Annotated in this window: 14 protein-coding genes; 6 read left to right on the plus strand and 8 right to left on the minus strand. The window is 69.9% G+C overall.

The annotated features are described in order from the left end of the window. Window positions 1–287: 287 nt before the first annotated feature. Window positions 288–845, minus strand: a complete 558-nt coding sequence (locus tag HEP73_RS05270) for an O-acetyl-ADP-ribose deacetylase (protein ID WP_185815454.1) — start codon at window positions 843–845, stop codon at window positions 288–290. Between the two features lie 126 nt (window positions 846–971). Here HEP73_RS05270 and HEP73_RS05275 point away from each other — a divergent pair, with 126 nt between their 5' ends. Next, window positions 972–1,454, plus strand: coding sequence for a hypothetical protein (locus HEP73_RS05275; RefSeq protein ID WP_185822392.1), 483 nt, complete (start codon window positions 972–974; stop codon window positions 1,452–1,454). Between the two features lie 187 nt (window positions 1,455–1,641). Here HEP73_RS05275 and HEP73_RS05280 read toward each other — a convergent pair whose 3' ends face one another. Further along, complete coding sequence (locus HEP73_RS05280) at window positions 1,642–2,148, minus strand: methyltransferase family protein (protein ID WP_185822393.1); 507 nt, start codon at window positions 2,146–2,148, stop codon at window positions 1,642–1,644. Window positions 2,149–2,371: 223 nt separating this feature from the next. Here HEP73_RS05280 and HEP73_RS05285 point away from each other — a divergent pair, with 223 nt between their 5' ends. Both HEP73_RS05285 and HEP73_RS05290 read left to right on the plus strand, forming a co-directional pair. Further along, entirely contained in the window at window positions 2,372–3,478 is a 1,107-nt protein-coding gene (locus tag HEP73_RS05285; RefSeq protein ID WP_185822394.1) for a nucleoside hydrolase, read from the plus strand. Between the two features lie 220 nt (window positions 3,479–3,698). Then, window positions 3,699–4,148: a tetratricopeptide repeat protein gene (locus HEP73_RS05290; protein WP_255423676.1), complete on the plus strand. Its 450-nt coding sequence runs from the start codon at window positions 3,699–3,701 to the stop codon at window positions 4,146–4,148. A 60-nt stretch (window positions 4,149–4,208) separates the two neighbouring features. Here the strand turns inward: HEP73_RS05290 and cysK are convergent, their stop codons facing one another. Both cysK and cobA read right to left on the minus strand, forming a co-directional pair. Then, window positions 4,209–5,168, minus strand: a complete 960-nt coding sequence (cysK, locus tag HEP73_RS05295; RefSeq protein ID WP_185815471.1) for a cysteine synthase A — start codon at window positions 5,166–5,168, stop codon at window positions 4,209–4,211. 29 nt (window positions 5,169–5,197) lie between these two features. Then, a complete protein-coding gene (gene cobA, locus HEP73_RS05300; protein WP_185822395.1) occupies window positions 5,198–6,415 on the minus strand; it encodes a uroporphyrinogen-III C-methyltransferase in 1,218 nt (405 codons plus the stop codon). A gap of 168 nt (window positions 6,416–6,583) precedes the next feature. Here cobA and HEP73_RS05305 point away from each other — a divergent pair, with 168 nt between their 5' ends. Together HEP73_RS05305 and HEP73_RS05310 are read left to right on the plus strand one after the other, a co-directional pair. Beyond that, window positions 6,584–7,567, plus strand: coding sequence for a LysR family transcriptional regulator (locus HEP73_RS05305; RefSeq protein ID WP_185822396.1), 984 nt, complete (start codon window positions 6,584–6,586; stop codon window positions 7,565–7,567). 201 nt (window positions 7,568–7,768) lie between these two features. Next, window positions 7,769–8,356 carry a phospholipid scramblase-related protein gene (locus tag HEP73_RS05310; protein WP_185822397.1) on the plus strand — a complete coding sequence of 196 codons (588 nt, stop codon included), beginning with the start codon at window positions 7,769–7,771 and terminating at the stop codon, window positions 8,354–8,356. A gap of 48 nt (window positions 8,357–8,404) precedes the next feature. Here HEP73_RS05310 and HEP73_RS05315 read toward each other — a convergent pair whose 3' ends face one another. The 4 genes from HEP73_RS05315 to HEP73_RS05330 form a co-directional block, all read right to left on the minus strand. Next, window positions 8,405–9,613, minus strand: a complete 1,209-nt coding sequence (locus HEP73_RS05315) for a sensor histidine kinase (RefSeq protein ID WP_185822398.1) — start codon at window positions 9,611–9,613, stop codon at window positions 8,405–8,407. A gap of 68 nt (window positions 9,614–9,681) precedes the next feature. Beyond that, a complete protein-coding gene (gene arsH / locus HEP73_RS05320) occupies window positions 9,682–10,434 on the minus strand; it encodes an arsenical resistance protein ArsH (RefSeq protein WP_185822399.1) in 753 nt (250 codons plus the stop codon). Then, the gene (gene arsC / locus HEP73_RS05325; protein WP_185822400.1) at window positions 10,409–10,834 is read right to left on the minus strand and encodes an arsenate reductase (glutaredoxin); all 426 of its coding nucleotides are present in this window, start codon (window positions 10,832–10,834) and stop codon (window positions 10,409–10,411) included. The genes arsH and arsC overlap by 26 nt, the downstream gene beginning before the upstream one ends. Window positions 10,835–10,870: 36 nt before the next feature. Next, on the minus strand, window positions 10,871–11,203 hold the full coding sequence (locus tag HEP73_RS05330) for an ArsR/SmtB family transcription factor (protein WP_185822401.1): 333 nt from the start codon (window positions 11,201–11,203) through the stop codon (window positions 10,871–10,873). A 403-nt stretch (window positions 11,204–11,606) separates the two neighbouring features. Here HEP73_RS05330 and HEP73_RS05335 point away from each other — a divergent pair, with 403 nt between their 5' ends. Beyond that, the gene (locus tag HEP73_RS05335; RefSeq protein WP_458309676.1) at window positions 11,607–11,954 is read left to right on the plus strand and encodes a DUF2946 family protein; all 348 of its coding nucleotides are present in this window, start codon (window positions 11,607–11,609) and stop codon (window positions 11,952–11,954) included. The last annotated feature ends 41 nt before the right edge of the window (window positions 11,955–11,995 follow it).

The raw sequence follows: 11,995 nt of genomic DNA on the forward strand, positions 1-11,995 counted from the left end.
AGTATCGCAGCAACGCTATGCGTCGTGGGTTGCCTGCAGGCCGTGTCGCTGGTGTACGCCAACTGCCGCGGTGCGCACGCCAAGCCTTGGCGCGGGCGTCATTGTAGGCTCGCCGCTTGGGTACTGCATGCCTGTCCGGTGCCGAGTCTTTCGGCGACCGCGACGCGCGCGGCCTGGGTGGGATGCTTGGCAGGACACTCCAGAACTGATCGCAGCAACACGGCTGGGTGCAAGCCAAGCCCGATGAGCGCGATGCCGCCCATCGGATGCAGCGGCGCGAATGCGGCTCAGGCCACCTGCGTCTGCGCCGCCTGCAGCAACGATACCTGCATCAGCGCTTGCTGGTAGGCCTTGTAGGCCGCATCGCCGTAGGCGACCAGGATCACCCGCTTCGGCACCGCATGCGCGCGCTGCCAGGCGGTGGTTTCGGCCACCGCGATACGCGCGGCCTGGTGCAGCGGATACCCGTAGACGCCGCAGCTGATCGCCGGGAACGCCACCGAGTGCAGCCCCATCTGTTCGGCCAGCCGCAGCGAACGCCAGTAGCAGTTGGCCAGCAGCGCCGGTTCGTCGTGGGCGCCGTCGCGCCACACCGGACCGACGGTGTGCAGCACATGGCGTGCCTTGAGCCGGTAGCCCGCGGTGGCGCGGACCTCGCCGACCGGGCAGCGCACGCCGGGCTTGAGTTCCGGAAGCCGCAGGCATTCGTCAAGCAGCTGCGGACCGGCGGCGCGATGGATCGCCCCATCCACGCCGCCGCCGCCGAGCAGGGATTCGTTGGCGGCGTTGACGATGGCGTCCACGTCCAGTTCGGTGATGTCGCCTTGCCAGATTTCGATCTTCATGCCGGGATCTTTATGGGATTCCAATGATGGAAACGTGATGAACGTGGAGTTCGCGCCGCTGCGATGCAACGGCGGCTTAACTGGCGAACGGCAAGACTGCAGCGTCTTCATCTCAGCGCCTGCGACATGAACCCGACCCAGCCGTCACCCGCCATCGCCGAGGCCCTGGCGCGTGGCGAGATCATCAAGGCAATCAAGCTGTTGCGCGCGCAGAGCGGCATGGACCTGCGCAGCGCCAAGCTGCAGGTGGATGCGTGGCTGCAGGCCGGGGCGGCGCAGACGGTCGCGGAGATGCTCGGCCGGCATGCCGGCGCCACCCAGACCCCAGTTGGGGCATCGCTGGGCGCGGAGGCGGACCGGCTGCCGCCGGCGGCGTTGCTGGCGCTGGGCCAGGGGCAACTGCTGCAGGCGATCAAGCTGACCCGCGAGCAGCATCCAGGTATGGGCCTGCGCGAGGCCAAGGAATTGGTCGAGCGTTACCGCGACCGCAATGCGCCGCGCGCAGGCACGCCGCCGACGGTGTCCAGCGGCGATCGCCCCGGCGCGTGGTTGTGGGGCATGCTGGTGCTGCTGGCCGCCGCAGTCACGTTCTGGTGGCTGCGCGGTTAGCGGATTGTTCTGCGCACCGTTGGCAGGTATGGGAGCGGCTTCGGTCGCGACGGGCGTCGCTAGTAAGGCCCGTCGCGACTGAAGTCGCTCCTACCAGGTAGCGAGCAAGGTGCGAAATCTAAAGGCTTGCCGAGGCAAGCGCAGTTGCGCTCCAGCGCGACGCATGCGCTTCGCCGTGCGGCGCCGCCTACAGCCAGCGCCGCACCTGCGCGCAATAGCGGTCGTAGGCGCTGCCGAAGCGCTCGCGCAAGCGCGCCTCCTCGAACGGAATCACCACGCGTTGCAAGGCGAGCAACGGCAACGGCAGCAGCAGAAGCGCCCACGGCCAGCCGATCTGCACGCACAGGCCGGCGTAGCTCAGCACCAGGCTCAGGTACATCGGGTTGCGGGTGTAGCGGTACGGACCGCGCAGCACCAGATGGGACGGATCGCGTTCGGGCAGCACGGTGGTGCGTCGCTGCACGAACAGCGCCAGGCACAGCAGCGACAGCAGCAGCCCGGCGACGGCGACCACGCCACCGGCCAATTGCATCCAGGCCAGCGCACGGCCTTGCGGCAGCGGCAGGGTCAATGCGTGCTGCAGCCATGCGCCGATCAGCATCGCGGCGATGAAATGCGCGGGCGATGTGGTGCGCACCAGCAGCGGGATACGCGGGTACCGGTCCTGCCGCTGGCCGCTTGCTTGATCGCTCAACGCTACTTCTCCCGTCCCCTAGGCTCCGTGCAGCGCCACTGTAACGCGCCGCAGCTCAGGCAGGGAGCGCGCCATCGTTCGCTGCCGCGCCGCGATCAGTCCGCCGGCGGCGCGCGCTGCAGGCGTCGTGCGCCAACGCGCGGGCTGTGCAGCGCCGGCGCAATGGTGTTCACTTGGCCCGCTGCACATGCGTCGCCTTCCTCCTCCTTCCAATACGCATTCCATGCCCGCTCCGACATCCGCTTCCGCTGCTTCCCTCGCGCCGCGCCGCCGCGTCATCCTCGAAGACGACATCGACGGCTTCACGCCCGCGCAGCTGCTGTTGCTGCAATCGCCGGAGGTCGAAGTGCTCGGCATCTCGGTGGTCAGCGGCAACATCTGGCGCGACGAGGCGCTGGCGCACACGCGCCGCCTGCTGGAAATCGCCGGCCGCGGCGAGGTGCCGGTGCTGCCCGGACCGGTGCATCCGCTGCTCAACAGCGAGCTGGCCACCGAGCGCTGGGAGGCGCTGTACGGCAAGCTGCTGTGGAAGGGCGCGTGGACCCGGCAATGGATCGAGCACGACACCGTGCAGAGTTCGCCGCGCTACCACGCGCACGACGTGGTGCCGGACCTGGCGCTGGGCAATCCGTCGGTGGTGCAGGCGGCCAGCGAGCCAGCCGCGTTGTTCATGATCCGCAAGGTGCGCGAGTTCCCCGGCGAAGTCAGCATCGTCGCCACCGGCCCGTTGACCAATCTGGCGCTGGCGCAGCGGCTGGATCCGCAGTTCGCGTCGCTAGCCAAGGAACTGGTCTACATGGGCGGCAGCCTCAACCCGCGGCAGCGCCGCGACAGCGTGTCGGCGCGGCAGTTCGCGCGCGAGTTCGTCAATTCGCCGCGGCGCGAGTTCAACATCCGCTGGGATCCGGAAGCGGCGAGCATCGTGATGCGCTCGCCGTGGCGCAAGATGGTGATGGTGCCGGTGGACCCGTCCACCGCTACCGAACTGACCCCGCAGCTGCTGGCGCGGATGAGCGCCGCCGATACGCCGATCGGCCACGCGCTGCGCCGGCGCGAGCCGGGTTTCCCGCTGTGGGACGAACTGGCCACGGCGCTGTGGCTGCAGCCGCAGCTGGCCACCGTCAGCGAGACGCTGTACATCGATACCAACACCGAGTTCGGCCCCGGCTACGGCGACATCCTGTCGTGGGCGCCAGGCTACCAGCCGGGCCTCGGCGAACAGGCGCAGCAGGTGGTGCGCGAGGTCGACGTGGACGCGATCGAACGCTTGTTGGTGGAGCGCCTGACCGCGCCGCAGCCGCCGGCGCTGGGCGTGCCGTTGCCAGCTTGATCCTGCTCCGGGAGGACGCATCGACGTATGCATGGAGGATGTGGCGATCGCCGCGTGCGGCGGCGCCGCCTTGCGCCGTACATGCGCCATGGAGGCGGATGCGGCGCGATCCGCGCTGGCGATCCGGTACCGGCCGCCGCGTCGAGACCGCTACGATCGAGGGAGGTGTCATGCAGATCGCAGCGAGGCAGCAGGGCATCGTAGGCAGTAGCGGGACGCTGTGCGAGCAGGCACGACGGCCGCGCGGATCCGCGCGGTCGTCGCTGCCGTCAGGCTGCCGGCGGTGACGACGGACGCGTTTAGCGCAGACCTGGCGCGCGCCAGGGCGCTGGTGCAGGCGGCGCTGACGGATCCGGACCGTTGCGACGCCCACCTGGCCGCAGCCGAGGCGCTGCTGGCCGTCGTCGCGGAAAAAGCGCAGGACCGGGTCGCCGTGCTCACCTGCCTGGGGGCGGTGCTGTGCGATCGGGCGAACTATCCGCGCGCCGTCGAGGTGTTGCAGCGGGCCGTCGGCCTCGGTTCGCAAGACCGCAACACCTACTTCAACCTCGGCATCGCGCTGCTCAACAGCGGCAAGCGGCGCCAGGCCATGGCGTGTTTCCGGCAGGCATCACTGCTGCGTGCGTCGCCGTTGTCCTGGGAGGCGTATTTCGATCCGCATGCGCAGTAGCCACGCCCGGCCTGCCGCTGGCCGCTGCAGCAACGGCGGCGTATCCGGTGTGGTGGCCGCTTACGGCAGCCCGGCCAGCCAGTCGTCGTCGGAGCCTTCGTTGATATCGGCGAACAGCGGAGTGGAGAAGTAGCGTTCGCCGGTGTCGGGCAGCATCGCCAGGATCACCGAGCCAGGCGCCGCGGTCTCGGCCACGCGCAGCGCGGTGGCCACGGTGCCGCCGCCGGAGATGCCGGTGAAGATGCCTTCCTCGGCGGCGAGGCGGCGCGAGACGGAGATCGCGTCGGTGTCCTCCACGCTCAGCACCTCGTCGTAGACCTCGCGGTTGAGTACCTCGGGCACGAAGTCCGGGGTCCAGCCCTGGATCTTGTGCGGCTTCCACTCCTGGCCCTGCAGCAGGGCTGCGCCGGCCGGCTCGGTGGCGGTGATGCGCACGTCCGGGCGCGCCACGCGCAGCACTTCACCGACGCCGGTGAGGGTGCCGCCGGTGCCCCAGCCGCTGACGAAATGGTCGAGCCGGCGGCCGGCGAAATCGCGCAGGATTTCCGCGGCGGTGGTGCTGCGGTGATACGCCGGGTTGGCCGGGTTGGCGAACTGGCGAGCCAGGAACCAGCCGTGCTGCTGGGCCAGTTCTTCGGCCTTGCGCACCATGCCGCTGCCGCGCTCGGCGGCCGGGGTCAGGATCACCTTGGCGCCGTACGCGCGCATCAGCTTGCGGCGCTCGATCGAGAACGTCTCCACCATCGTCGCCACGAACTTGTAGCCGCGCGCGGCGGCGACCATCGCCAGGGCCACACCGGTGTTGCCGGAGGTGGCTTCGACGATGGTGTCGCCGGGCTTGAGCAGGCCCTTGGCCTCGGCGTCGAGCACGATCGCCAGCGCCAGCCGGTCCTTGACCGAACCGCCGGGATTGAACGCCTCGACCTTGACGTACAGTTCGACCTGCGCGGGCGGCAGGCGATGCAGCTTGACGATCGGGGTGTGGCCGATGGTGTCGAGGATGTTGTCGTAGATGGCCATGCGCGGGGTCTCCGGAAAAGGGATGCGGGTCAGGCGGCGTGGGCCAGGGTAGGCACGGCCGGCTTCGGGAAAGGTGAGGGCAGTGCGCTCAGCGGTGCCGCGCCGAACCAGTGCAGGCCGGTCGCCAACGCGGCCACCTCGCCCAGGATCAGCAGCGCCGGCGAACGCACCTGGTGCGCGCGGGCGGTGTCGGGCAGGTCGGCCAGGGTGCCGACCACCACCCGCTGCTGCGGGCGCGAGCCGTTTTCCACCAGGGCGAACGGGGTGTCGGCGGCGCGGCCGGCGCGCAGCAGGCGTTCGCGCACCGTGTCCAGCCCGGCCACGCCCATGTATACCGCCAGGGTCTGCCGTTCCTGCGCCAGCGCGGCCCAGTCCAGCGTGTCGAACGACTCCTTGCAGTGCGCGGTGGCTAGGCGCAGCGACTGCGCGTGCTCGCGATGGGTCAGCGGGATGCCGGCGTAGGCCGCGCAGGCCAGCGCCGCGGTGATGCCCGGCACCACCGCGTAGGGCACGCCGTGCGCGCGCAGGTATTCCAGTTCCTCGCCGCCGCGGCCGAACACGAACGGATCGCCGCCCTTCAGCCGCACCACGCGGCGCCCGCGCCGCGCGTGTTCCAGCATCAGCGCGTGGATCTGCTCCTGGCGCACGCTGTGGCCGCTGGCCGACTTGCCGACTTCGATCCGTTCGGCGGTGCCCGGCAGCAGGTCCAGGATCGCGGCGCTGACAAGGCGATCGTGCAGCACCACATCGGCGCCGCGCAGCGCGCGCAGCGCGTTGAGCGTCAGCAGGCCGGGATCGCCGGGGCCGGCCCCGACCAAGGTCACCGTGCCGGGACGGATCGCGTGCGCCTGCGTTGCAGCGGCGGATGCGCCGATGCCGTCGCCGGCGCCGTCAGCCGACGGCGTGGCTGCGACCGTATCGGCTGTGCCGAATGCGTCCTGCGCCAGCACCCGCTGCGCAGCGGCGGCCTGCAGCGCCTGCCGGTTCAGCGCGTCGTCGTCGCTGGCGGCGACCAGGTACCACACCGCGTCCAGCCAGGCGCCATCGAAGCGGCCGCGCAGCCACTGGACGCGTCCGGCATCGGCCCAGGCCTGCAGCGCCGGCGTCAGTGCCGGCGCACCCAGCCGCGGCAGGGCGCCGGCCGCGAGCAGCGCCTGCACCTGACGCTCGGCGGCGGTACCACCGCCGACCACCAGCACGGGTCGCTCGCGCAGGTCCGGATACAACGCAATCGGGGCAGGGCTCACGGCGGTCGCAACGCAGGAAGGAGGTGGGAGGAGCGACCGTAGCGCCGGCTTATAGCCTCCGGAAATGACTTCATGCCTCTACCAGATAGCTTTCGGTTATAAGGTGAGAGGCCCATTTCCACTACAGTCGTGGCTGCTCCCGCCAGGCGGCGCCTCGCCCTCGCTCCGATGACGCTGACCCAACTCCGCTACCTCGTCGCCATCGCCGATGCCGATCTCAACATCACCCTGGCCGCGGCGCGTGTGCACGCCACCCAGCCGGGACTGTCCAAGCAACTCAAGCAGCTGGAGGACGAACTCGGTTTCCTGCTGTTCGTACGCAAGGGCCGCAGCCTGGAGACGGTGACCCCGGCCGGCCGCGAAGTGATCGAGCGCGCCCGCGCGGTGCTGGCCGAAGCCAACAACATCCGCACCTACGCCGCCAACCAGCGCCGCGAGAGCCAGGGCCAGCTGACCCTGACCACCACCCACACCCAGGCGCGCTTCGTGCTGCCGCCGGCGGTGGCGCAGATCAAGCTGGCGTATCCGCAGGTCAGCGTGCATCTGCAGCAGGCCGCCGAGAGCGCGGCGCTGGACCTGCTCAGCCAGGGCGATGCCGATATCGCCATCGTCAGCACCGCTGGCAGCGAGCCGGGCGCCGGCATCGCGGTGCCGCTGTACCGCTGGCGGCGGCTGGTGCTGGTGCCGCGCGGGCATGCGCTGGACGTGCCCAAGCGGGTGCCGGACATGGCCGCGCTGGCGGTGCAGCCGCTGATCAGCTATGAATCCTCGACCCGCTCCGGCTCCTCGCTGCAGCGCGCCTTCGCCCGGCTCGGGCTGGAGCCGAGCATCGCCCTGACTGCGCTCGACGCCGACCTGATCAAGACCTACGTGCGCGCCGGCCTCGGCGTCGGCCTGCTCGCGGAAATGGCGGTGCATGCCGGCGACACCGACCTGCGCGCCTGGCCGGCGCCGCCGGAGATCCCCGAGTGCATCGCCTGGGCGGTGCTGCCGCGCGACCGCGTGCTGCGCGACTACGCGCTGGAACTGGTGCACGTGCTGGCGCCGCAGATCGATACCCGCGACCTGCGCCGGGTCATGGAAGGCAACCAGGAACCGGACTGGCCGACCCCGCCGACCTGGGAAGAGCTGACCCAGACCATCACCAGCTGAGCGGCGGCACGGCGGCGTCTTCGCCGCGCCTGGCGCTGGCCGCTCCGCTCGGACGGCATCCGCAGCGGCGCTCGCCGACGGCGCTGCGCGAACGGCGCGCTCGACGCTGCGCGCTAAAAGTCGCGTGGTTGGGGCTTGCCATTGCCATCGTCGCGCGCGGCCGCTACGGTGCGCGCTCTTTTAGCCGAAACAAGGATGTCCATGCACCCCGTCCTCCAGCAGAACCTGTTCTTCGTCAAGGAGCAGGTCGGCATGTTCAAGGCCGCCAACAACTACGACGTGTTCGATCCGCAGAGCAACCAGCAGGTGCTCGAGTGCCGCGAGCCGAACCTGGGCGTGTTCACCAAGATCTTTCGGTTCACCGACTACAAGCGCATGACCCCGTTCCAGGTCGAAGTGCGCACGCCGAACGGGCAGAAGGTGCTGACGGTCAAGCGCGGGTTTTCGCTGTTCCTGTCCAAGGTCGAGGTGCTGGACGAGCACGATCGCCTGGTCGGTTCCTTCAGCCAGAAGTTCTTCTCCATCGGCGGCAAGTTCGACGTGCTCGATGCGCGCGAGAAGCTGGTGTGCACGCTGCGCGGCAAGTGGACCAGCTGGGATTTCCGCTTCGTGCAGGGCGAGCGCGAACTGGCGCGTGTATCCAAGAAGTGGGCCGGGCTGGGCAAGGAGCTGTTCACCTCGGCCGACAACTACATGCTCGCGATCGAGAATGCGGTGCCGGCCGAGGACGACGTACGCATCCTGATCATGGCCGCGGTGCTGTGCATCGACATGGTGCTGAAGGAATAAAACCCGTAGTGCCGCGCGCGCCGCGACGGGCGCGCGGTGCCGCCGCGCTCAGGCGTTCGGCGGGGTCGCCAGCGGCAGGGTCACCGAGAAGCGGCTGCCCTGGCCCGGGCGGCTGCGCACTTCGACGCTGCAGCCCAGCGTTTCGGCAGTGCGGCGCACGATCCACAGCCCCAGGCCGAGGCCTTCGCTTCGCGGATCGGCCTGGCGGAAGGCCTGGAACAGGTGGCGCAGGCTGTCGGCGTCCATGCCGATGCCGCTGTCGATGATTTCCACCACCACCTGATCTTGCCGGCGCCGGCAGCCGATCAGCACCGAGCCGTGCTCGGTGTATTTGACCGCGTTGCCGAGCAGGTTGCCGAGCAAGGTGGCCAGCAGCGTGGCGTGGCTGCGCACGCGCAGCGTGGTCGGTACGTAGCGCAGCCGCAGTCCCTTGGCCGCGGCCTGCGGCCGCCAGGTGTCCAGAATCGGGCCGAGCAGGTCGGCCAGGGCGACGTCGCGCAGCACCGGCAGGCTGTGCTCGCCGCCGACGACCGCGCTGGCGGCGAGCTCGTCCAGGCCGGCGGCGACCTGGTTCAGCGCCTTGCGCGCCTCGTCCAGCGGCACGCCGCTGACCGCGTCGAGCTGGCGCTGGACCTTGGCCAGCGCATAGGAGGCGGTGCGCAGCGGCGTCTTCAGGTCGTGGCCGGCGATGGCCAGCAGGCGGCTGCGGTAGTGGTTGGATTCCTGCGCCAGCGCCAGCGCCTTGCGCAGTTCCAGCTGCGCCATCGCCTGCCGCGCCAGCGCGCGCAGCGCTTCGATCTGGTCGTAGGTCAGCTGCCGCGCGCGCCGGTCGAGCACGCAGACGGTGCCCAGCGGCAGGCCGTCGGAAGTCTTCAGCAAGGCACCGGCATAGAAGTGCAGGCGTTCTGCGCCGGTGACCAGCGGATTGGAGGCGAAGCGCGGATCCTCGCGCGTATCCGGTACCAGCAGCAGGTCGTCCTCGAGCAGCGCATGCGCGCAGATCGAGGTGGCCAGCGGCGTTTCCCTGGCGCCCAGGCCGATCTCGCTCTTGAACCACTGCCGCTCGCTATCGATCAGGTTGACCACCGCGATCGGGGTCTGGCAGATCATCGCGGCCAGGCGGGTGATGTCGTCGAAGGCCGGCTCGCGCGGCGTGTCCAGGATCGCGTAGCTATGCAGCGCGTCCAGGCGCAGCGTTTCGTTGCCGGGCTTGGCGGCGCAATAGACCGGGCCGGCAGCGGATGCGACGGAAGACATGCGAACGGCTCGGCGGCGGTGAGTCGCTCAGTCTAGGGTACCGATCACACATTTCGACGACGCGGTCTTCACGTCGGCGCAACGACCGCAGGTGGTGCCGCGCCCGACGCCGCGGCCAGAGAATCGGTGCCCGGCCGGCGTTCGCTGTAGCGGTCGACCAGGTACGGCGCCAGGTCGCGGGTGAGCAGGGTGAACTTGAGCAGTTCCTCCATCACGTCCACCAGCCGGTCGTAATAGGGCGAGGGGCGCATCCGTCCGGGGGTATCGAATTCCTGCCAGGCCTTGGCCACCGACGACTGGTTGGGGATGGTCAGCAGGCGCATCCAGCGGCCGAGCACGCGCATCTGGTTGAGCGCATTGAACGACTGCGAGCCGCCGGACACCTGCAGCAGCGCCAGGGTCTTGCCCTGGGTGGGGCGCAGCGCGCCCTGGCTGAGCGGGATCCAGTCGATCTGCGCCTTGAGCACGCCGCTCATCGCACCGTGCCGTTCCGGCGACGACCAGACCATGCCTTCACTCCACAGCGTCAATTCGCGCAGTTCCTGCACTTTCGCATCGCTGTCGGGGGCGGCGTCGGGTAGCGGCAGGCCGCTTGGATCGAACAGGCGCGTGTCCGCGCCCATCGCCTGCAGCAGTCGCGCCGCTTCCAGTGCCAGCAGCTTGCTGTAGGAGCGCTCGCGCAACGAGCCGTACAGCAGCAGGATGCGCGGCGGATGCGTGGCGCGGGCGGCGCCCAGCACCAGCGGATCCGGGCGCACGAATGCGGCCGGATCCAGGTTCGTCAGCTCGGACAGGTCAACCGACACGGCGGCCGTCCGCATCGATCAGGGGGGCGCCGTCTTCCTTGGCGAAGGCGCCGCGCTGCGGCGAGGGCAGGATCTCCAGCACCGTTTCCGACGGCCGGCACAGGCGCGTGCCCAGCGCGGTGACCACGATCGGCCGGTTGATCAGGATCGAGTGCTGCAGCATTGCGTCGAGCAGTGCGTCGTCGCTCAGCGTGGGATCGTCCAGGCCCAGTTCGGCGTAGGGCGTGCCTTTCTGCCGGATCGCCTCGCGCAGCGGGATGCCCAGCGCCGCGACCAGCGCCTGCAGGGTGGCGCGGTCCGGCGGGGTCTTCAGGTATTCGACCACGGTCGGTTCCGCGCCGCTGTTGCGGATCAGTCCGAGGACATTGCGCGAGGTGCCGCAGGCGGGGTTGTGGTAGATCGTGATGGCGCTCATCTGGGGACTCGGTGCGACAAGGAGGAGGGTGCCGCGCTATGGCGTGTGCGCGGCGGCGGGCGCTGCAGCGTCGGGGGAACAGCTGCCGTTGCCGCAGCAGTTCTCGGTCAGGAAGCCGATCAGCGCGTACATGCGTGCGTAGTCGGCGCGTAACCGGATCACCCGGCCCTGGCGTTCGTCGGCGATCAGGCCGGCGCCGCGCAGCACGTGCAGGTGTGCGGTCAGCGTGGCTGCGGGCAGCCCCAGTGCGGCGCGCAATTCGCCCACCGCCATGCCGTCCGGCCCGGCCTGGACCAGCGCACGGTAGGCGGCCAGGCGGTGCCCGTGGGCGAGCGCGCGCAGGGCGGAAACGGTGCTGTCGGCGTTCATCGTTTCGATAATTCCAGAAATTACGAAATGAGGCAAGCGACTGCAGTCAGGTTGCGGCCGGCATGTGGCGTGCTGTGCCCTGTCGGGTGGGACGCGGGGAGCTAGCGTGCGTCGAGCCTCGCGTGGCATGCGGCAGGCGGGGTTGCTTCGAAGGCGCCATCCGGTTCGTTCACGCTTCGCGCGCCGCTGCAATGCGGACGAATCAATTGCGGATGACCAAGCCAGCGGATGGAGGACCGTAGCTGGCCTTGGTGCCCACGGCCGGCGGATGTTCCGCGTGCCGGAAGATGCGCGCTTATGTCGCGTTGGCGTGCCGCGAGGTCTCGACTAGACTGCCGCGGTGATCCGTCGCCGCCAGCCAACGTCGTTCTGGGCAACGCTCGCCATGCTGGCGATCGTGCTGATGCTGGCTGCGCCGTTGCTGAGCCGCTGGCAGCAGGCGCGCTCCGGCGACTGGGCCGCTGCCGCGGCCGGGGCGCTGTGCACCAGCAGCGGCCTGCAATCGGTGCTTGCGTTGCCTGCGGTGTCGTCGCCTGCCCACGCCGGCGCCCATGACGGCGGCGGCATGGCGCACGAACAGGCATGCGATTACTGCCTGCTGGCCGCGCGCCTGCTGCCTTTGCTGGCTGTGCTGTTGCTGGTGTTGCCGTGGTTGCGCCCGCACGCGCCGCTGGCCGCGCCGCGCGCGCCGGTGGTGGACTCTGGCGTCTGGCGCGCTCACGCCGCACGCGGGCCTCCTTTGTTCTCCTGAAACACGAACGGCTGTTCTTTCGTGCCGTGGCATCGCCGCGG

The organism is Xanthomonas sp. GW (assembly GCF_014236815.1).
Taxonomy (GTDB): domain Bacteria; phylum Pseudomonadota; class Gammaproteobacteria; order Xanthomonadales; family Xanthomonadaceae; genus Xanthomonas_A.

Bases quoted from the DNA above. Each gene is read 5' to 3' on its own strand.
- arsH (WP_185822399.1), bottom strand. From the start codon at position 10,434: ATGCGGACGGCCGCCGTGTCGGTTGACCTGTCCGAGCTGACGAACCTG.
- HEP73_RS05275 (WP_185822392.1), top strand. From the start codon at position 972: ATGAACCCGACCCAGCCGTCACCCGCCATCGCCGAGGCCCTGGCGCGT.
- HEP73_RS05335 (WP_458309676.1), top strand. From the start codon at position 11,607: ATGCTGGCTGCGCCGTTGCTGAGCCGCTGGCAGCAGGCGCGCTCCGGC.
- HEP73_RS05315 (WP_185822398.1), bottom strand. From the start codon at position 9,613: ATGTCTTCCGTCGCATCCGCTGCCGGCCCGGTCTATTGCGCCGCCAAG.
- HEP73_RS05330 (WP_185822401.1), bottom strand. From the start codon at position 11,203: ATGAACGCCGACAGCACCGTTTCCGCCCTGCGCGCGCTCGCCCACGGG.
- arsC (WP_185822400.1), bottom strand. From the start codon at position 10,834: ATGAGCGCCATCACGATCTACCACAACCCCGCCTGCGGCACCTCGCGC.
- HEP73_RS05270 (WP_185815454.1), bottom strand. From the start codon at position 845: ATGAAGATCGAAATCTGGCAAGGCGACATCACCGAACTGGACGTGGAC.
- cysK (WP_185815471.1), bottom strand. From the start codon at position 5,168: ATGGCCATCTACGACAACATCCTCGACACCATCGGCCACACCCCGATC.
- HEP73_RS05285 (WP_185822394.1), top strand. From the start codon at position 2,372: ATGCCCGCTCCGACATCCGCTTCCGCTGCTTCCCTCGCGCCGCGCCGC.
- HEP73_RS05305 (WP_185822396.1), top strand. From the start codon at position 6,584: ATGACGCTGACCCAACTCCGCTACCTCGTCGCCATCGCCGATGCCGAT.
- HEP73_RS05310 (WP_185822397.1), top strand. From the start codon at position 7,769: ATGCACCCCGTCCTCCAGCAGAACCTGTTCTTCGTCAAGGAGCAGGTC.